This window comes from Deltaproteobacteria bacterium, from assembly GCA_009929795.1.
Lineage (GTDB): Bacteria > Desulfobacterota > Desulfovibrionia > Desulfovibrionales > Desulfomicrobiaceae > RZZR01.
On sequence record RZZR01000005.1, the window covers coordinates 1 to 18,954 of the forward strand.

Annotated in this window: 18 protein-coding genes; 7 read left to right on the forward strand and 11 right to left on the reverse strand. The window is 61.3% G+C overall.

All coding sequences use genetic code 11. From position 1 onward, the window contains the following. Both EOM25_01250 and EOM25_01255 read right to left on the reverse strand, forming a co-directional pair. On the reverse strand, positions 1–494 hold a 494-nt coding region (locus EOM25_01250; GenBank protein NCC23815.1), incomplete at its 3' end, for a PAS domain S-box protein. A 94-nt stretch (positions 495–588) separates the two neighbouring features. Beyond that, a complete protein-coding gene (locus EOM25_01255) occupies positions 589–1,518 on the reverse strand; it encodes a hypothetical protein (protein NCC23816.1) in 930 nt (309 codons plus the stop codon). A 292-nt stretch (positions 1,519–1,810) separates the two neighbouring features. Between EOM25_01255 and EOM25_01260 the strand changes: the two genes are divergently transcribed. Beyond that, a complete protein-coding gene (locus EOM25_01260; protein NCC23817.1) occupies positions 1,811–3,457 on the forward strand; it encodes a trehalose-binding protein in 1,647 nt (548 codons plus the stop codon). A gap of 11 nt (positions 3,458–3,468) precedes the next feature. On the opposite strand, the gene EOM25_01265 is transcribed toward EOM25_01260, so the two are convergent. From EOM25_01265 to EOM25_01290, 6 genes are all read right to left on the reverse strand, one after another. Further along, positions 3,469–5,208 carry a response regulator gene (locus EOM25_01265; GenBank protein ID NCC23818.1) on the reverse strand — a complete coding sequence of 580 codons (1,740 nt, stop codon included), beginning with the start codon at positions 5,206–5,208 and terminating at the stop codon, positions 3,469–3,471. Then, complete coding sequence (locus EOM25_01270) at positions 5,195–7,204, reverse strand: PAS domain S-box protein (protein ID NCC23819.1); 2,010 nt, start codon at positions 7,202–7,204, stop codon at positions 5,195–5,197. Before EOM25_01270 ends, EOM25_01265 begins: the two co-directional genes overlap by 14 nt. 10 nt (positions 7,205–7,214) lie before the next feature. Next, positions 7,215–7,652 carry a response regulator gene (locus tag EOM25_01275; GenBank protein ID NCC23820.1) on the reverse strand — a complete coding sequence of 146 codons (438 nt, stop codon included), beginning with the start codon at positions 7,650–7,652 and terminating at the stop codon, positions 7,215–7,217. After that, positions 7,645–9,486, reverse strand: a complete 1,842-nt coding sequence (locus EOM25_01280; protein NCC23821.1) for a HAMP domain-containing protein — start codon at positions 9,484–9,486, stop codon at positions 7,645–7,647. Before EOM25_01280 ends, EOM25_01275 begins: the two co-directional genes overlap by 8 nt. Then, entirely contained in the window at positions 9,476–10,585 is a 1,110-nt protein-coding gene (locus EOM25_01285; GenBank protein NCC23822.1) for an ABC transporter substrate-binding protein, read from the reverse strand. The genes EOM25_01280 and EOM25_01285 overlap by 11 nt, the downstream gene beginning before the upstream one ends. A gap of 84 nt (positions 10,586–10,669) precedes the next feature. Next, a complete protein-coding gene (locus tag EOM25_01290) occupies positions 10,670–11,131 on the reverse strand; it encodes a hypothetical protein (protein ID NCC23823.1) in 462 nt (153 codons plus the stop codon). A 238-nt stretch (positions 11,132–11,369) separates the two neighbouring features. On the opposite strand from EOM25_01290, the gene EOM25_01295 reads away from it, so the two are divergent. From EOM25_01295 to EOM25_01320, 6 genes are read left to right on the forward strand one after another with little or no spacing between them, the layout of a single operon-like run. After that, positions 11,370–11,876, forward strand: coding sequence for a peptidyl-prolyl cis-trans isomerase (locus tag EOM25_01295; protein NCC23824.1), 507 nt, complete (start codon positions 11,370–11,372; stop codon positions 11,874–11,876). Positions 11,877–11,913: 37 nt separating this feature from the next. Beyond that, on the forward strand, positions 11,914–13,176 hold the full coding sequence (locus tag EOM25_01300; GenBank protein ID NCC23825.1) for a WD40 repeat domain-containing protein: 1,263 nt from the start codon (positions 11,914–11,916) through the stop codon (positions 13,174–13,176). A 10-nt stretch (positions 13,177–13,186) separates the two neighbouring features. Then, complete coding sequence (locus EOM25_01305) at positions 13,187–13,849, forward strand: nitrate reductase (protein NCC23826.1); 663 nt, start codon at positions 13,187–13,189, stop codon at positions 13,847–13,849. Positions 13,850–13,865: 16 nt separating this feature from the next. Continuing rightward, on the forward strand, positions 13,866–15,221 hold the full coding sequence (locus EOM25_01310) for a (Fe-S)-binding protein (GenBank protein ID NCC23827.1): 1,356 nt from the start codon (positions 13,866–13,868) through the stop codon (positions 15,219–15,221). Further along, positions 15,214–15,621 (forward strand): cytochrome C, encoded by a 408-nt coding sequence (locus EOM25_01315; GenBank protein NCC23828.1) that lies wholly within the window; start codon positions 15,214–15,216, stop codon positions 15,619–15,621. The genes EOM25_01310 and EOM25_01315 overlap by 8 nt, the downstream gene beginning before the upstream one ends. Positions 15,622–15,635: 14 nt before the next feature. Continuing rightward, positions 15,636–16,145, forward strand: a complete 510-nt coding sequence (locus tag EOM25_01320) for a nitroreductase family protein (GenBank protein ID NCC23829.1) — start codon at positions 15,636–15,638, stop codon at positions 16,143–16,145. Positions 16,146–16,292: 147 nt separating this feature from the next. Here EOM25_01320 and EOM25_01325 read toward each other — a convergent pair whose 3' ends face one another. The 3 genes from EOM25_01325 to EOM25_01335 form a co-directional block, all read right to left on the reverse strand. Beyond that, entirely contained in the window at positions 16,293–17,261 is a 969-nt protein-coding gene (locus EOM25_01325) for a hypothetical protein (protein NCC23830.1), read from the reverse strand. A gap of 65 nt (positions 17,262–17,326) precedes the next feature. Then, positions 17,327–18,136, reverse strand: a complete 810-nt coding sequence (locus tag EOM25_01330; protein ID NCC23831.1) for an ABC transporter permease — start codon at positions 18,134–18,136, stop codon at positions 17,327–17,329. Next, entirely contained in the window at positions 18,133–18,936 is an 804-nt protein-coding gene (locus EOM25_01335; protein ID NCC23832.1) for an ABC transporter ATP-binding protein, read from the reverse strand. The genes EOM25_01330 and EOM25_01335 overlap by 4 nt, the downstream gene beginning before the upstream one ends. Between the last annotated feature and the right edge of the window lie 18 nt (positions 18,937–18,954).

Genomic DNA, 18,954 nt, shown 5'->3' on the forward strand with positions numbered 1-18,954 from the left:
GCTTCCATCTTCAGGGCGTGGGACAGTTGGCTCTGCAGTGTGATGTATTCCGTGATGTCCTCGCCCAATAGGAGAAGGCTCCGGCCCTCGCCCTCTCCTCCGGCCATGGGGTGGACTCCCAGTTTGAGATGGCCCTTGCGTCCGTCGATGCGGCTGAACTCCAGGCGCTCCAGGGCCACGCTTCGGCCATCTTGCCGGCAGGCCGCGCAGGCACGGGCCACGGCGTCCCGGTCCCAGGGCAGGTCCTGGTCATGCAGGCACTTTCCCCAAAGTTGATCGCCCCCCACCCCGAGATGCTCCCGGCAGGACCGGTTCCATTCCACCACCCGGTCTTCCTCGTCCAGGACCGCCAGCAGCAGGGGAATGGTCCGGATCAATCCGGCCAGATCGTCCTGAAGCCGGGTCAGGGAGGCCTGGACCTCGGCCAGACGTCCCTCGGGGCTGACTCCGGTCTTCCCGGGGATTTTTGTCGCGTTTTTCGTCACGATGCCCACCTTCTCATGCTTGCGGTCAAGCTTTCACATCACAATGCAGGGACGTTTTCTGGGGCGCGACGCATCGCGCCCCACATTCATCGCACGCTTGAAGCTATTCAATGCAACCCACCAGAATATTTCTGTAATAGGTATTCCATTCATCAGTGTCCTGGGGATCACCCTGCGGCCGGGTCGGCAGTTCACCGCCCACGCCGAAATAGTCGGCGAAATACTGGAAATGATCGGCCCGGTGCCGAATCTTTTTCCCATAGACGTTATCGAACGGAGGCAAGGGCTTGTTGCATTCGATGCCGCCGTTGACGATGTTGATGACCAAGCCGAAACCCTTGGCCCCGTACTTGACCATGACATCGTGACAGGTCTCGCCCGGAACGTTCGGGCTGCCCTTGTACAGGGTCCAGAACCAGAACCCCGAACCAAAGGCCATGGGCCCGTCCTTCAGAATCTTGTCCGGCTCGTCCAGCAGGGGCAGCATGTCGCCATCGTTCAAAAATTCGGAATAGGCCCCGTAATTGGCGTTCCAGCTCAGCTGAATGGGACCCCGTCCGAAAAAGCAGGTGTCCCCGGAAGGCTGATACGTGGGCTGATACTTGTTGCCCGAATCGAAATAGCAATGATCGACCGAACCCCGGGCTCCGTCCTCTTCCTGAAAACACAAACCCCACTTGGCATAGCCGTCCGGAGCCGTGTCCCAGCCCCCGGTGGTTTCCTGGGCCCAGTTGGCCAGGATGGCCGCCAGTTCCAGCCTGTTGATGGTCTCGTTCCCGGAATTGAGGAAAACGGAAAACTCATGGCTCAAATCGAATCCGGCCATCATGTTGGCGTAGGAATACAGGTTTCGATCGGCCCCCGGGATGCTCGATGGCCTTTCGTTGGCGTGGGGGAACAAAGCTTTGAAGTCGGCCTGGGTTATGAATTTTTCCAGAATTTTATGATTTTGTGTCGGTGAATCGGAAAAACTGTCCCCCGTGCACCCGGCCAGGACAAAACTCAACAGACAACATACAAAAACCCTTTTCATCTGATTCTCTCTTCATTTTTTTACTTTCAATGTGTTCCAGCCAATACCTTCGCTTGGATTGACCCTCCTTTGTTGTATGGTTTGCTCTGTGTTTCAGTCATTGTTTTCGATTGAAAGGTCAACAACTGACTGGATATTTCCCGTTCATCGCCCACCGTCCCGGGTTGTCGTGGATGAATCGACGTCGCCATGGCCGCCAATCTTTACAACCCCGATACTCCGAGGCTATTCCCGACCCTCCGCCGGGCCGCCGGAACGGCCCATTCCAGCAACCCATGGAGGAACACGCCCCATGCCCGAGACCCGCCTTGGCCGCTACACCGTCGACGAATATCTCAGCCTCATCGAGGACTTCCACGGCTTCCAGGCCCCGGGCCTGATCCTGGGCGGCTTCATGGTCCAGGCCGCCATGGAACGCATCCCCCCCAGGACCCTGTCCGACGCCGTGTCCGAAACGGCCTGGTGCCTGCCCGACGCCATCCAGCTCTTGACCCCCTGCACCGTGGGCAACGGCTGGCTGAAGATCGTCCAGCACGGGGTCTACGCCCTGGCCCTGTACGACAAATACACCGGCCACGGAATCCGGGTATTCCTGGACGCCACCAAACTCGACTCCCGGCCCCTGATCAAGGAATGGTTCCTCAAACTCAAGCCCAAGCAGGAGCAGGATTCTCCGGGAATCCGCCACGAGATTCTCCAGGCCGGGGCCGACATCTGTTCCTTCGAGACCGTCCAGGCCGGACCGCGCCTTTTGGACAAGCGGAGCAAGGGCCGCCTCGGGGCCTGTCCCCTGTGCGGCGAGATCTACCCCCTCCAGTACGGCGAACTCTGCCGGGCCTGTCAGGGCGATTCTCCATACATCTCGAGATCCGGCAGCCTGTCCAAGCCTCCGGCCTTCAAGGCCTATGTCCCGCCGGCCATGCTTGTGGAGGAGGCCCTGGGCCGGGCCGCCCTGCACGACATGACCCGCATCGAACCCGGCCGAAGCAAGGGTCCAGAATTTTTGGCCGGAGAAACCATCACCGCCGGGGATGTCTGCCGCCTGCACCGTATGGGAAAGGCCCGAATTTTTGTCCAGGACGAAACCGAACCCGGAACCGACTGGATTCACGAAAACCAGGCCGCCGAGGCCTTTGCCAAGGCCATGGCCGGGCCTGGCGTCGTTCCCCAGGGCCCGCCCAGGGAGGGCAAGGTCAACCTGGCAGCCGACCGGGACGGCCTTCTGGTCGTGGACCGGGACGTGTTGACCCGCTTCAATCTCGTTCCCCAGGTCATGTGCGCCACCCGCCACACCTGCCGTCCGGTCCGGTCCGGAACCAGGGTGGCCGGCACCAGGGCCATCCCCCTCTACCTCCACGCCTCTCTCTTTCGCACGGCCCTGTCCGTTTTGGATGAAGGTCCCCTGGTCAAGGTCGAACCCATAAGACCACTGACCACCGGCATTTTGGTCACCGGCACCGAGATCTTCAACGGCCTGGTGGAGGACAAGTTCGCCCCCATAATCCGGGGCAAGGTCTCCCAGTACGGTTGCCCGGTGTTGGACCCGATCATCGCTCCGGACCAGGCCCGGGCCGTGCGCGACGGAGCCAGGGCCCTGCTTGAGGCCGGGGCCGAACTGTTGATCACCACGGCCGGCCTGTCCGTGGACCCCGACGACGTCACCCGCCAGGGCCTGGTCGAGGCCGGGGCCACTGACCTCGTCTACGGGGCCCCGATTCTGCCCGGCGCCATGACCTTGCTGGCCCGCATCGACCGGGTTCCGGTCATCGGCGTTCCGGCCTGCGCCCTGTTCTTCAAGACCACCAGCTTGGATCTTCTCCTCCCCAGAATTTTGGCCGATGTGGCCGTGACCAGGGCCGATCTGGCCGATCTGGCCGAAGGCGGGCTCTGCCACGAATGCAAGATCTGCACCTTCCCCAAGTGCGGATTCGGCCGATAGGCGGAACGAACTCACGAAAGCCCCGTCAATTCATCGTCGGCCAGGGGCAGGGTCAGGATGAAGGTCGTGCCCCGGCCGAAAATAGACTCGCAGCGAATCTCGCCCCCATGGGTGTGAAAGACCATCTGGGCCAGGGCCAACCCCTGACCCGTGCCCCGGCCCACGTCCTTGGTCGTGAAGAATGGATCGAAGATTCTTGACAGGACCTCTTCGGGGATCCCCGGCCCAGTGTCCGAGATCCGCATCTCGACCATGTCCGCGATGGGACGGGCACTGATCGCAATCTCGCCGGAACGACCTGTGTCCTCCACGGCCTGGATGGCGTTGACCAGGATATTCAGGACGGCTTGGCTGATCTCCCCCGGGGAGCAGAAGACCTTCGGCAGATCCTGGACGATGTCCAGCCGAACCTCGGCCTTTCCCCGCCACTGGGACTCGGTCAGGATCACCAGATCCCGAAGGATGGTCCCAGGATCGATTTCCTCCCGCTGTCCCGGCACGTTGGGCACCAGTTTCTTCATGGCTGAGATGATATGGCTGACCTTGGCCAGCCCGACCCGGATGTCGGCCAGGGCCTCGGGAACCTCGGCCAGTGCCCGTTGGACCTCCTCCGCATCGACCTTTTCGGCCGTGCCCTCCATTCCGGCGCATTGAGTGGCCAGGGCCTTGAAGGCCGAATCCAAGTAGTCGATGTTCGCGGTCACGTACTGAATAGGCGTGTTCAGTTCGTGGGCCACGCCCCCGGCCAACTGCCCCACGCTCTCCAATTTGCGGACCGTCATCATTTTCCGCTCGTTGTCACGCAATCGATCCATGGCCCGGGCGTTTCGCAGGGACATGGCCGCGAAATCCCCGAACAGACCAGCCAAACGGGCGTCGTTTTCGGTGAAGTTTCCCGGCTTGTTGGCCAGGCCCATGATCCCGACCACCTGTCCCTCCACGTTCAAAGGGGCGAAAAGCACGTTCCGCATGGCCACATGACCCTTGGACATGAACTCCATCCATGGGCTGTGCATGAAGTCGTTTTCAAAGACCACCCGGCCCGTGGCGTAGGCCTCGGCCCGCAGCCCCCTGATGGGCATGGGCAGGGACGGGTCCACCGTGCATGGGGCCTTGCCCGAATCGAGAAAGAGCACCTCGTTCTCGTGGCCGTCCGGTGAGAGCAGGGCCACATACCCGGCCCGGGCCCCGGTCACGGACTTGCAGGCGTCGAACACGGCCCGGGCGCTGTCCGTGAAGTCGGCGGTCCGGAGCACGCTTCTGGAGGCTTGGAGCAGAGCCTCCATCTCCAGATTTCTTCGAGTTGCCTCGTCGAGTTGCTTCCTGGATTTCAGGGCTTCGTTGTGCAGGTCCGCCAGAGCCTTGAGCTTGGCCGTGAATATTTTGAGGTCCACGGGTTTACGCAGGTAGTCCACCGCTCCTTTATCGTAGCCCTGGAACCGGTCGGAGTCCGAAAGTCTGAACGCGGTGACGAAGATGAGCGGCGTATTCTCGTTCAACCCTTCGGCCCGAATGCAGGACGCGGTCTCGAATCCGTCCATTCCCGGCATGTTCACGTCCAGGACCATGGTCGCGTATTCGTTCCGTCGGGCCAATTCGATGGCCTCGGGCCCGTTCGTGGCCTGATCGATTTCGATCTTCGGAATTCTTTTGATGGCTCCCTCCAGAACCAGCAGGCTGACCGGATCGTCGTCCACCAGGAGCACCCGGCAGGGTGCCTCGACCGTGCTTCCGCCGCTAATGGTCATCATGTCCGCCTCCCATGGGCATCCGTATCCGAAAGGTCGTGCCCTTGCCCACCGTTGAATCGAAATCAATGGTCCCGCCGTGCTTGGTCACGGCCGCGTAGGTGATGGCTAAACCCTGGCCCGTGCCCCGGCCCACCTCCTTGGTGGTGAAAAAGGGATCGAAAACCCGGTCGGCATCCCAGTCGGGAATTCCGCATCCCGTGTCCGTGATCGTGATCTCCACCATCTCCCCGACCAGAGCGGTCCGGATGGTGATCAGGCCCTTTGCCCCAGTATTCGCAACCACTTCCCCGATGGCCTGGGCCGCGTTGACCACCACGTTCAACAAGGCCTGGTTCAGGTCGCCGGGTATGCAGAGGATGGGGGGCAAATGAGGGGCCAGGTCCGTCTTCAGGTCGGCCACGTATTTCCACTCGTTTCGAGCAATGGTCGCCGTGGTCTGCACGGCCTCGTTCACATCGACCATCCGGAGTGCGTCCAGATCCGGATGGGAAAACCGCTTCATGGCTTGGACGATGGTCCGGATCCGGTCCACGCCTTCCAGGGATTCATCCAGGGATTTCCGGGCCTCAGCCATCAATGGCCGAAGCTCGGCCAAGTCATCTCGGACCTCCGAGCCCTCAGTTTCGATCCCGGAATCCAGGGCAGCCTCGACGCGTTCCAGAACCATGCGCAAAAAGTCGAGGTTCCCCCCGATGTACTGGACCGGGGTGTTGATCTCATGGGCGATGCCCGAGGCCAGCTGACCCACGCTCTCCAGCTTCTGGGCCACGGCCAGTTGCCGCTCGAGATTTTTCCGATCCGAGATGTCGAAAAGGATGGCCACCCGGTGCGGCCGACCGTCGATGGTCACCGGCACGACGCTCTTGCTGATCGACAAAACCCGGCCGTCGGGCCGCTCCAGCCGGAACTCGGCGTGGAGGGTCTTGCGGCCCAGGGCCGGACACGCGCCGTCCTCGGCCTTGCGCTTTTCCACGCATATGAAATCCTGGCATCTGCGCCCGACCAGGGCCGCCTCGTCCAGACCGAGAAGCCCGGCCCCCACCGCATTGACCTCCACGATCCGGTGGTCGGCCATGTCGATGACGAACACCCCGGCCTCGATCCCGGACAGGATGCTCTGCAAAAGATCCTTCTGCTCCCGAACCCGTTCCTGAGCCTTGGCCCGCTCGCTGACATCCAGAACCAGAATGTAAGCCCCCCTGACCCGGCCATCGCCGTCCACATCGGGACGATAGCGGGCCTCGAACCACAGAATGCCCTTGCCCGGCGGGTCGACCCGACCCTCAAAGTCGACAGGCTCTCCGGCCAGGGCCCTGGTCAGAGGCTTTCGGATCAAAGCCCACATCTCCGGGCCGACCACCTCGGCCACGGTCAGGCCCAGGATCTTGTCCTCATCCAGCCTGTGAAATCGTTGATAGCCTTCGTTGACGAACCTGTAGCGGAAATCCGCATCCACATAGGCCACCAGGGCCGGAAGATTGTCCGTGACCGTCCGGAGAAAGGCCCGGCTGACCCGAAGTTCGCGATTGGCCTCGGCCAAGTCGCTGGTCCGCTCCTTGACCAGGGTATTGAGCTTGTCCCGCTCCCGCAGAATCCGGACCTGAGCCGCCTTTCGTTCCACGGCGTAGCGTACGGCCCGGACCGACAAGGGACCCGACATCTGGTCCTTGATCAGATAGTCTTGAGCCCCGGCGCGCACGGCCTGAATCCCGGCCTCCTTGCGGTCCAGAACCGTGACCACGATCACCGGCAGATCCGGAAAAGTGGCCGTGAACCGCTCAAAGGTTTCCAGACCCTGGCTGTCGGGCAGATTGAGATCCAGGAGCACGGCGTCGACCCGACCCTGCCCGACCCGTTTCAGGCCCTGCTCCAAGGTCCCGACACTGTCCAGGGCTGGGCTCCGGCCGCCGTTCTCCTCGGCCAGATAGGCCCGCAACAGCTCCACGTCATCTGGATTGTCTTCAATGTACAGGATTCGCAGTTCGTCGTCCTTCATGCTCGCTCCCTCACGCTCTGGGAAGTTTGACCACTGTGAACCAGAAATCCTCGATAGACCGGACCACCTTCATGAACTGATCGAAATCCACGGGCTTGGTCACGTAGCAGTTCACATGGCAATCATAGGCCCGCTCAATGTCGTCCTCGTTGTCCGAGGTGGTCAAAACGACCACCGGGATGGTCCTGAGCACCGGGTCGGCCTTGATCTCCCGCAGAACCTCGTGCCCGTCCTTGCGCGGCAGGTTCAGGTCCAGGAGGATGATGTCCGGCCTGGGGGACTCGGTAAAAGGCCCCTGCCGACGCAGGAACAGGAAAGCCTCCTCCCCGTCCTGAACCACATGCAAAACGCTGTGGACCTTGGCGTCCTTCAATGCCTCCCTGGTCAGCAGAACATCGTCGGGGTTGTCCTCGACCATGAGGATTTCCACGGCCTTCAATCTATTCATCGTCCACACCTTCAACTGGCAGGGTGAAATGAAATACCGACCCGTCATTTCCATCCGAGGCAACGCCGATCCGCCCTCCGTGACGCTCCACGATCCGCTTGCAGACCGCCAGGCCGATGCCTGCCCCCTCGTAGGCCTCCCGGCCATGCAGCCGCTGGAAGATGGCAAAGATCCGATCCTGGTACTGGGGGTCGATGCCGATGCCGTTGTCGGCCACCTCCACCCGCTGCCACCGGCCCTCGGCCCGGGCCGAGATCCTGATCTTCGGAACTGCGTCCGGCCGTCGAAACTTCAAGGCGTTGGCCACCAGATTCTGGATCAGCTGGACCAACTGGACCCGATCCCCCCGGACCCTGGGCAGATCTCGGACCTCGATCCTGGCCCCGGTTTCCTCCACGGCCTGGGCCAAATTTTCCAGGGCCTCGGCCGTCACCTCGTTCAAATCCACCGTCTCCAAGGCACCGCCTTTGGTGTTCACCCGGGAATAGGTCAGCAGCCCCCGGATCAGGGCCCGCATCCGCTCCCCGGCCCTGACCGTGCCCCGCATGAAGGTCCGTCCGTCATCATCCAGACGATCCCCGTACCGACGCTCCAGAAGCTGGATATAGCTGATCATGACCCGAAGAGGTTCCTGAAGATCATGGGAGGCCACAAAGGCGAAATGCTCCAGCTCCTTGTTGGACCGCGACAGCTCTTCGTGACTGTGCTCGAGCTTCTCGGCCATGGCGTCGAAAATCTGACCGAGCAGGGCCACCTCGTCCCGGCCCCGGAGACCGCTTCGGGCCAAAAGATCACCCCCGGCCAGGGCCCTGGCCGCCTCGGCCAGACGGGACATGGGCCGCACCAGGCCCCGGGCCAGGGCCGCCGAGGCCAGCAACGCCAACAGGGTGGCCACAGCCGCGACCAGGATCAGGTCGTTGCGCCGTTTGAGGGTCGCCCCGAACACGTCGTCGTATTCCAGGCGCAAGGCCAAAATCCAGCCCAGGGCATCACCTTCGCCGTGGTCGTAGAATCCGGCCACGGCCACCACCTCCCGGTCATCCCCCGCTCCCTGGATGGCCGACCACGATCCGACACCCTCCATGTCTCGTGCGTCCGACCCCCTCGGCACCGTTCCAGCTTCGCCGGGTTGAAACAGGCGACTGGCGTACAGGACCCGATTTTGGGCGTCCACCAGCTCCATGACCGTGGTCCGAAAGGGCCGCAGATGGATGCCCGTTTCCCTGGCCAGGGCCGTGGCCCCCACCGTGGCCGCCATGACCCCGACCATGGCCCCCGAGGTATCCTGGATGCGCACGGCCACGGTAACCACCTCCCACCGGTCCTCCTCGCCAAAAGCTCCGGTCGTCACGGACCGGCCCATGTCAACGGCATCCTGCCACCACCTGTTTTTCGGCCCTCCGGACGGCAGTCCAGCCTCTGTGGCTCCGACCACCAATCCGGTCCGGTCCGTCACCAGAACCGTCTCGAAAAATGGCGTTCCGTAGTTCTGGGCAAAAAAGTCGACGAACCTTTGCCGCAGTCGGTCGTCAATCCAGGCCCTCCCACGGATGGGCGCTTCCTCGGTCAAGACCTCCTGCATGATCCCGTCCGTCAGGAACAGCCGCATGTCCTCCACGCTGAAGGCGATGTTGTTTCGGACCCGGTCCATGACCAGTCCGGCCAGGATTTCCATGTCCCGCAAGACAACTTCTTCGGTTTCGGCCTGGGACCGAGCGATGAGCCAAAAGGAAACCCCCACGAGCAGGCCCACGGTCACGGCCGTCAGCAGACCGAGCCGCAGGCCGATGCCCGGCCGGAACCCGACTCGAAAGAGATCCAGGCTATCGTTCATGATAGACGAGCCGACCGTTCTCGATATGGGCCGGCACCAGGGGAAAGGTCCATTCGTGGCTCCCTTTGGTCGAAACCACGTCGCCGAATACGCCGGGGAAGACGAACCCTCCGGCCAGGCCGTTGCGCAGGCTTTCGGCTCCAAGGCCGTTTCGCTCCAGCGTCGCCGCCAGCAACATGACGGCATCGTAGCCAATGGCCGTGAAATGAGTGAAAGCCTCCCCGGTCATGGCCTCGTACCCGGCCTTCAGACTGGCGGCCCGGTCGGCCCTGGGGCTGTAGATTCTGGTCGTGCTGACCTGCAGACCCTGGAACTGGGGCATGGTCAGATAAAGGGGATGGGCCGAGCTGGTCAGGCCCAGCCGGACGCCGCCATACTCGTCCCTGACCAGGGCTTCGTACAGGGGCGGATGCTGTCCGGGCAGGCCGACGACCAGCACCCCGTCCGTGTCGGCCAGCCCCGTGGGCGGTGCTGAAAACTCCATGGCGTTCATGGGAAACGGCCAGTCGAGAACGCGTCGACCCTCGGGTTCCAGGGTCCGGCGCAGATGGTCGAGCATGACCCGGCCAAGGACCGAATCCACCCGCCAGACTCCCAGAGTCTCCACGCCCAGAACCCGGACATGGTCGACGATGGGGCCTAGCTCGTCCTCGGGCCGGGGCCAGTACCGGAAGGTCCAGGTGGCGTTGGCCGTCAGTTCCGGGGCCGAGGTCACCACCCCCAGAAGGGGGACTTCCGCCGCCTCGGCCAGGGGCCGCAGGCCCAGGGCCACGTGGCTCCGGGCGACAATGACCGCTGCCGGCTCGCCCTTGGCTGTCATCTCGGCCCACAGGTCCCGGGCCCGGGCCGGATCGGAACCGCAGTCGCGGAAATCCAGGACCAGCTTGCGGCCACGGATGCCCTGGCCTGAGTTGATCTCCCTGGCCGCCAGGACCATGCCGTCCCGGATGGCCGCTCCTTCCAGGGTCTGTCCCCCCGAAGCATCCTCGATGCTCAGGATGGCCCCCAACCGGACCGCATCGGGATCGCCGCAGGCAGACACCAGGATCGCCAGAGCCAAGCCCAGAATCAGAACAACAGAATTACGGGCATCGAGCATGTTCGCCCCTCCTCGAGATAAATCCTGAGATGTCCCACATGTAGACCGATTTCTGGGACGGGGCAAGACCGAATTCGAATCAGGCTATTGCCTGGGCCCGGCCGCCTCCTTTTTGCCAGATCTGGTCAAGCGTAGGCGCAAAAACTCGGCCGCAGCCGCTCCGGCCTCGTCTCCCAAAGAATGCCTCATGCCGTATTCGGCCAGGTCCTCGGCCATCTGCTTTTCCATCCGCTCCGACTCCAGGAACATGATGTAGGTCAGAAGCAGGGCCGCGTCGTTGTCTTCGCCGCCGCTGCACAGCAGCTCGATCTGGTTGCGGGGCACGGTTTCGTGCAGCCGTTCGATGAACATGTCGATCCATTTGCCGTACAGGGTCGGCATGATCTCCGGTATGGCCAGGGCCACGGCCTCGGCTGTTTTCCGGTCAAGATCGGGCATGGTCACCGAAAAGTACTCCAGCAGGGATTCCTTTCGGCGGCTCTCGTCCCTCGAGAACCGGTCCAGGACCAGCAAAAAAATCTTGCTCCGAATCTCATGGTCGGTCATTTCCATTTCACATATCTCCTTGTCGTGTCGTTATGTTCGCCCTAAGTCGTGAGTCATTGCCAAAAATCGGCAGGCCGTGGCGCGGCCGCCGGTTCGGTCATGGTGTCTCCTATCTATTGACCCGTCAAATGCATATGGCGGAATTGTGAAAAAAAACCCATCGCTCTGGACATCCGCCCACCGGCAGGATACAAAGCCCGAAAAGTCATGCATATCATATCTCTATCCAATTGAAATTATGAACAATCCACATATCCTCCTCGAAACGAACCTCGGCGACATCCTTATCGAACTCCTTCCCGAACATGCCCCGGAAACAGTCCAGAACTTCCTGGTCTACCTGGACGAGGGGCACTTCGATGGCACAATTTTCCACCGGGTCGTCCGGGGGTTTGTCATTCAGGGTGGTGGGTACGGCATCGACCTCGTTCGCCGTCCTACCCGGGAGCCAATTATCAACGAAGCAGGCAACGGCCTGTCCAACACCAAGGGAACCGTGGCCATGGCCCGGACCCCGAACCCCCATTCGGCCACGGATCAATTTTTCATCAATGCCGAAGACAATCCATCGTTGGACCATCGCGATGACACCCCCGAGGGTTTTGGTTATGCCGTCTTTGGCCGGGTCGTCGAAGGAATGGACGTGGTCAAAAAAATCAACTGGAAAGTTTCCAAACCACGGGACGGCTTTGACGCCCTTCCCGTGGACATGGTGATGGTAAACGCCGCGCGGCGTTTCGAATAGGAACCGGCACCCCGAACCGACAGCGAGGAGAGCGCAGATGACGAAACTGAAACAATGGGACTGGACCCCGGGCGAGAGGACCATCGTGCCCTCCCTGGCCTGTCCTGCCGGATTCATGTGGCAGGAGGAGGCCGTGGCCTCGCCCGATGGCGAAACCGTGGCCGCGGTGGCCAGACGTGAGGACGAGACCTTCACCGTGCGCGTCAATAACGAGCATTGGGAAGGCGAATACGAGAAATTTTGGCATCTGGGCTTCGGCCCCGACAACCGTCTGGCCGGTCTGGCCCAGGTGGACGGTGAATGGCTCCTGACCGTGAACGACGAGGCTCTGGGTGAGAGCCACGCCTTTCTGTGGACCATCCTCTTTGACGAAGACGGCACCAACGTGGCCTGCGCCTCCCAGCAGGACGGCAGCTACGGCATGCTGACCAACGGAGAACCTTGGCCGGAACTCTTCGACAACGCCAATAATTTCGCTTTAAGCCCCACCAACGGCAAAACCGCGGCCGTGGTTCAGATCAAGCCTCTGGGCCAGGCCGACACCGAAACCTTTTTCAAGGGCGTCTTCAGCGTGGCTGTGAACGGCCAGGTATGGGACTCCATTTTCGTCAACGCCTGGACCCCGGTATTTTCCCACGACGCCTCCCATGTCGCCGTCCAGGCCCGCATCAACACCTACGAATATACCATTACCGTGGATGACAAGCCCTGGACCCAGCGCTTTCAATATGTCTGGGATCCGGCCTTCGACCCGGCCACCGGCGATGTTCTGGCCCCGGTCCGCCTCCAGGGCAAATGGGGCCTAGCCCGTAACGGAAGTATGGACTGGAACCCGACACTGGTACAATGCTGGGATGTGAAAATCGGCCCTGACGGCAAGAACATCTGGGCCATCGGCGCCCCCGAATACGGGAAATTTACCGCCATCCAGAATGGCCGGCCCTGGAACACGAAGTTCCCTGTGGCCGTCGACCTGCGTCTGTCTCCGGACGGTACCCGGGCCGCCTGCCTGGGAAATAACAACAATACCGACTTCGTGGTTGTCGTCGATGACAAACCCTGGCCCGGTACCTGGGGCATGGCCTGGGCTCCGGTCTTTTCCCCGGACGGCCGCCATGTGGCCGTCACCGTCCGCAAGAATGGCCAATACACGGTTCTGGTCGACGGCAAGGGCATGAACCGGACCTTCCGCCGCTGCTGGCCTCCGGCCTTCAGTTCCGATGGCGCCCACATCCTCATCCGGGCACTGGACGGCAACGCCTTCAAGCGCATCGTCCTTCCCGTCAAGCAATTTTCCTGAAGGAGGCCCCATGGAAACATTGTATCTTCTGGCCCGAGGGCCCCTGTGTTGGGCCACGGCCATCATCTTCGTTCTGGCCATGGGCTGGAAATTGTCCAAGGCCTGGTCCGAAGCCAAGGCCAAAGACGGCTCCTCGGTAGCCTATCTGTCCTGGAAATTTGGGCTGCGGTCCATCTTCAACTGGGCCATTCCCTACAATGCCCTGGGCTGGAAAGAGAATCCCCTGATCTGCGCGGCCACGTTTTGCCTGCACCTCTCCCTTTTGCTTTTGGTACTGTTCGCCGACGGCCATACCGTCTTGTGGGAATACACCTTCGGCCTCCGAATCTGGGCCCTCTCGCCCATGCTGTCGGATATCCTGTCCGTCGTAGCCTTGACCTCTCTGGGCGTTCTGGCTTGGCGGAGGATCGCGGTGCCGCAGGTCAAATTCGTCACCGGCCCGGCCGATTGGCTGGCCCTGATACTGGTCACCGTCCCCGTCCTGACCGGCTTTCTGTCAGGATTCCTCGGCGGAACCTCGGCCCTGACCTTGACCACCCTGCACATCCTGACGGCCGAAATCCTTATTGTCCTTATCCCCTTCACCCGCCTGTCCCATGCCGTTTTCATCTTCTTCACCCGGGCCTACATCGGCTCCGAGTTTGGTGGAGTCCGGCATTGCAGAGACTGGTAACATATACGGAGTATCCATGAGCACCATAAGGGAACGACGAATCACGGACCAGGGTCTGGAGATCGGCCTGGCCGCCCTGACCCAGGATCGCATCCGGGAAGCGGTTCAGGCCATCAGAAACTCCGAAACCGGGGCCAAGATGAAGGTCTACCACGAGACCTGTATGCGATGCGGCATGTGCGCCCCGGCCTGCCATTTCTACGTCTCCAACGACAACGACCCGAGCTACGCTCCAGTGGCCAAGGTCCATCAGACCATGACCCGCATTCTAAACGGCGAGGACATTGGCCCTCAGGACGTCTACGACTTCGCCCAGATCGCCTACACCGAGTGCAACCTCTGCCGTCGTTGCGCGTTCTACTGCCCGGTGGGCATCGACATCGGCTACATCATGAGCACGGTGCGCCGGTTCTGCTACAAACTGGGCATGGTTCCCCAGTATCTGAACGATACCGGCAACAGTCACGCCTCGACCATGAACCAGATGTGGGTCAAGGAAGACGAATGGACCGACTCCCTGCTCTGGCAGGAGGAGGAGGCCCGGGACGAATTCCCCCATATCCGCATCCCCCTGGACAAGGAAGGGGCCGACATCTTCTACTCGGTCATCGGCCCGGAACCCAAGTTCCAGACCCAGTTGATCTACCAGGCCGCCTGCATCATGCACGTGGCCGGACTGGACTGGACCATGCCCAGCTTCCCTGGCTGGGACAATTCCGACATGAGCATGTATATCGGCGACTTCGAAACCATGGGCCGGGTCAAGAAGGCCCATTTCGATGCCGCCCAGAAGCTGAAATGCAAACGCATCGTCATGGGTGAATGCGGCCACGCCTTCCGGTCTGTCCACGATGTGGGCAACCGCTGGCTCGGGGCCAAGGATTCTCCAGTGCCCATCGTCCATTCGATCAAGTTTTTTGCCGACCTTATCCGGGAAGGCAAAATCAAAATTGCTTACAAAATCGACGACCCGGTGACCATCCATGACCCCTGCAACGTCATCCGCGGCCGGGGTCTCATGGATGAACTCCGCTATGTGACGCACGCCCTGTGCTCCAACGTCATCGAAATGACCCCCAACCGTGAATACAACTATTGCTGTTGTGCTGGCGGCGGAGTCATCAACTGCGGCCCGCCCTACAAGAACTCCCGAGTCCAGGGCAACCGAGTCAAGGCCGAACAGATCAAACGGACAGGGGCCACGATCGTCATTTCACCCTGTCACAACTGTCATTCCGGCCTGGAAGACATCGTCCACGGGGCCAAGATCGATGCCAAAATCAGTTTTCTGGGGGATCTCATCTACCCGCAGATGGAAAAGCCGGCGCACTTCACCGAGCCGGCACCCTGCAATGGAGGTGGCCATGTCTAAACTGAAACGCACCACTCTCCCGGTCCTGGCCGTCCTGGCCGCGGCCATTTTCCTTCTGGCCCCCCTGGGTTCTCTCATGGCCCAGGACTCCTTTATCAACTTCGAACCCCTGCGGCCCCTAACCCGGCCGGCGGCCCTGTTCGACCACGACGACCACAACGAAAAAGCTGGGCTTGAAGACTGCACGGCCTGCCATCACGGCGGCGAGAACGGGGTCATGGACCCTGATGAGGACACGGCCGGCACGCCCTGCGCCGACTGCCACAAGGTCGATGCCGGACCCAACACCCGTCTGGTTCGGGCCTATCACCTCCAGTGCATCGGCTGTCATGAAAAGGATGCCAAGGGCCCTCTGGCCTGCGGTCAATGCCACGATCCGTTTATAAAGGCCGCCGAGTAAACGGAAAGTAGAGTATGGAAGTTTTCGAGGCCATCGCCAACCGACGGAGCGTCCGCAAATACACGGATAAGCCCGTTGCCGACGATCAGATCCGGACCATCCTCGAGGCGGCCATGATGGCCCCCAGCGCCGGCAACGCCCAACCTTGGCAATTCGTGGTCGTTCGTGACCGCGAGATCCTGGCCGCCTTGAAGGACATCAACCCTTACGCGGCCATGGCCGCCCGGGCACCGCTGGGCATCCTGGTTTGTGGGGATCTGAGCCTTGAAAAATACCCTGGCTACTGGGTTCAGGACTGCTCGGCCGCCATCCAGAATATGCTCCTGACCATCCACGGTCTGGGCCTTGGTGCGGTCTGGACCGGCATCCACCCCATGGCCGACCGCGTGGCCGGATTCCGGAAGCTCTTCAAGCTGCCGGACCATGTCGTGCCCCTGGGATTCATCATCATCGGCCACCCGGCCCAGAACCCCACTGCCGAAAGCCGCTATCGGGAAGACCGAATCCATCAGGAAACTTGGTAGCAAAACCGTAATAAACGACAACGGGCGGACAGTGACCTCACTGCCCGCCCGTTTTTTTTGCCCCCATCCAATCAGATCAGCCAGGCCCGCAACTCTTCTTTCCCCAATGCATCGTGCATTTTTACTCGATGCGTTCAGTGAAAATACTCAATTCGTGTTGCCGTTCCGGACGGACGCCCTGACCTCGTCCAGAATCGGCGTCCAGGATGAGAACCTTCCCAGCGACGAACCGCCCTGATCGTTCACCTCAAACCCCGGTCCATGGACCGTGGACACCCTGATTTCCACTCGGTCAAAGGAAACGGCCCCGGTCTCAGGGTTGAAGAGCCATTCCGTGCCGTAGGGATTTTCAGGGAAGGCGACCAAAACGCCCTCGGACATCAAATCCTCCAGCTCCTGGGGCCAAGCCCCGGTCCGATTCTTGAAATCGGCCACGGACCGTTCCAGAACCAGCACCCCTTCCAGGGCCTTGATCCGTCTCTCGATCTCGTCCGTCCTGGAACCCTCGGTCTCTTTTTCCTTGAGCATGGCGTACAGCAATCTCAGGGCCCATTCGGTCCGGCCCGATTTCTGGGCCAGCCTGGCCCCGAGGACCGGCAGGATTTCCGGGGAATGCGGAACTTTGGCGGCCTGAAGAAAGGATTCCGAAGCGGCCTGATAGTCGTTCAGAAAATAATACTGGTTGAAACCGGCGTAGTACCGGGCCCGCCAATCCCAGGGCCGGTGCTCGGCCGCTTTCCTCAGAATCCGGACGGCCCGTTCGGGCATGCTTGCGCTCCAGGCCAGTAGTCCCTGGGCCATGAGATAGGTCTGCTCGAAATAGGGGTCCAGGGCTTGGGCCTGGTCAAAGGCCCGGGCCACGGCCAGCCACTCGGCCCGATCCAGGACTTGATTGGATCCGATGAACGATTGGACCCCAAGGAGCAGATAATCGGCAGCCAGACCCTTGAATTCACCGGCCAGGGCCTGAAGGGCCAAAGGCGGCAGATTCAGGCCGTCGAATTGGAATCGGTGCATCCGGCCCTGTCGTTGTTCCTGCACGGCCAGTCCTGCGGCCATGTAGCCGGAAAGAAGCGCGAGGCCCAGGAAGACGAACAGGATTTTTCTCAGCTTCATGCCATATCTCCATCCCCGTTGGGGCAGGTTTAAAACCAGCCCCAACTACGGCAACCATCCGGCCATTACGACAGCTCCCTTCGGGAAAAAGCCCAAACGGCCAGCCACAGGGAAAAACCGATGTAGGCTAGGCCGTAAGCCGCCACCCAGGCCATCTGAACCGGGTCCTGAGGCAGACCATAGGCCGCGGCCAGCTTATAGTCGAAGGCCGAAAAATTCGGAAAGATCCAGCCGGCCACTTTGACCACCCAGGTCAGGACCGGATTCTCGCCCAGGGCCGTTCGAGCCAGGGCCGCCTTTTGGACGGTTTCTAGTGATTGGCCGATGACGTAGGCCAAAAAGAGCAGGAACAGGGCCGTGAACTGCTGACTGGTCAGACATACCAGAAGGATGCCCAGGGCCAGAAGCACGAACAGGGCCAGGATCTGCATGGCCAGGGCCAGTCCGAACAGGCTCCAGGAGAACCCCATGGGCACCCAGGCCTCCTTGCCCATAACCGAAAACTTGAAGGACAGAACCGCGCACAGGGCCAGGATTCCGGCCGCGGCCAGCAAAACCAGGCACATGCCGACAAAGGTCCCCACCAGAAACTGGGATCGGGTCACCGGTCGGGACAAGACCATGTACACGGAACGCCGCTCCAGGTCCGCGGCCAGATTTCCCACTCCAAGGAAAAAGATAAGCAGCAGGCCCGACAGGGATACCGTGGACAGGCCCACGTCCACGGCCACCTTGCCGACTTCCCAGGTGAAGGACGAGGTGATGACCAAGTTGGCCAGGAAAAGGCCCAAGGCCAGAGCCAGGACCACATGCACGGCCTTGTGCCGGATGGCTTGCCGAAAGGTCAGCCCGGCCACGAGAATGATACCGTTCATGCCGAGACCTCCCCACCCATTCGAGTCCGGCTATCAGCCTCGATCAGGGCCACGAAGGAGTCTTCCAGGCTGCCTTGAAGTCTGAAGTCCTCCACTCGACCCTCAAACAACAGCCGACCGTGGTTGATGATCCCGATCCGGTCGCAGAGCCGCTCCACGTCGCTTAGAATATGGGAGGAAAAGAACACGGTCCGGCCCTGGTCCCGGCATTCCAGAATGAGGTCGGTGATCAGCCGGCGTCCCATGGGGTCCAGTCCACTCATGGGTTCGTCCAGGACCAGGAGCTTCGGGTCGTGAACCAGGGCCATGGCGAATCCCAGACGCTGCTTCATACCCTTGGAGTAGGTCCGGACCTGATTTTTGGCCGCCTGGGCCAGGTTGACCCGTTCCAGGATCTGTATGGCCCTACTGGAAAGCCCCAAACGGTCTATGCCGGAGGCCCGTCCGCAGAAGGCCAGACATTCCAAAGCCGTCAGGTTCTCGTAGACCGAGGGGTTTTCGGGAAGATAGCCCAGGGAACGACGGCAGGCCACGTTCCGATGGTCCATGCCGTCCACCAATATCCGGCCCGAACAGGCTTGGATGAAGCCCATGAGGACCTTGATGGCAGTACTCTTGCCCGCCCCGTTGGGCCCAAGGAACCCGAACACGGAACACTTGGGAACGTGCAGGTTCAGGTCGTGCAGCACCCGGCTGGACCCGAAATTCTTGGTCAATGATTGGATGTCGATCATGATGTGCCCGAAAAAATGGTTTTGAAATACAGCACGTAGAACGCTTTCCTTCACCAATGAAGGCATTCAGCGACCATGGCCGGA

Bases quoted from the DNA above. Each gene is read 5' to 3' on its own strand.
- EOM25_01255 (NCC23816.1), bottom strand. From the start codon at position 1,518: ATGAAAAGGGTTTTTGTATGTTGTCTGTTGAGTTTTGTCCTGGCCGGG.
- EOM25_01260 (NCC23817.1), top strand. From the start codon at position 1,811: ATGCCCGAGACCCGCCTTGGCCGCTACACCGTCGACGAATATCTCAGC.
- EOM25_01265 (NCC23818.1), bottom strand. From the start codon at position 5,208: ATGATGACCATTAGCGGCGGAAGCACGGTCGAGGCACCCTGCCGGGTG.
- EOM25_01270 (NCC23819.1), bottom strand. From the start codon at position 7,204: ATGAAGGACGACGAACTGCGAATCCTGTACATTGAAGACAATCCAGAT.
- EOM25_01275 (NCC23820.1), bottom strand. From the start codon at position 7,652: ATGAATAGATTGAAGGCCGTGGAAATCCTCATGGTCGAGGACAACCCC.
- EOM25_01280 (NCC23821.1), bottom strand. From the start codon at position 9,486: ATGAACGATAGCCTGGATCTCTTTCGAGTCGGGTTCCGGCCGGGCATC.
- EOM25_01285 (NCC23822.1), bottom strand. From the start codon at position 10,585: ATGCTCGATGCCCGTAATTCTGTTGTTCTGATTCTGGGCTTGGCTCTG.
- EOM25_01290 (NCC23823.1), bottom strand. From the start codon at position 11,131: ATGACCGACCATGAGATTCGGAGCAAGATTTTTTTGCTGGTCCTGGAC.
- EOM25_01295 (NCC23824.1), top strand. From the start codon at position 11,370: ATGAACAATCCACATATCCTCCTCGAAACGAACCTCGGCGACATCCTT.
- EOM25_01300 (NCC23825.1), top strand. From the start codon at position 11,914: ATGACGAAACTGAAACAATGGGACTGGACCCCGGGCGAGAGGACCATC.
- EOM25_01305 (NCC23826.1), top strand. From the start codon at position 13,187: ATGGAAACATTGTATCTTCTGGCCCGAGGGCCCCTGTGTTGGGCCACG.
- EOM25_01310 (NCC23827.1), top strand. From the start codon at position 13,866: ATGAGCACCATAAGGGAACGACGAATCACGGACCAGGGTCTGGAGATC.
- EOM25_01315 (NCC23828.1), top strand. From the start codon at position 15,214: ATGTCTAAACTGAAACGCACCACTCTCCCGGTCCTGGCCGTCCTGGCC.
- EOM25_01320 (NCC23829.1), top strand. From the start codon at position 15,636: ATGGAAGTTTTCGAGGCCATCGCCAACCGACGGAGCGTCCGCAAATAC.
- EOM25_01325 (NCC23830.1), bottom strand. From the start codon at position 17,261: ATGAAGCTGAGAAAAATCCTGTTCGTCTTCCTGGGCCTCGCGCTTCTT.
- EOM25_01330 (NCC23831.1), bottom strand. From the start codon at position 18,136: ATGAACGGTATCATTCTCGTGGCCGGGCTGACCTTTCGGCAAGCCATC.
- EOM25_01335 (NCC23832.1), bottom strand. From the start codon at position 18,936: ATGCCTTCATTGGTGAAGGAAAGCGTTCTACGTGCTGTATTTCAAAAC.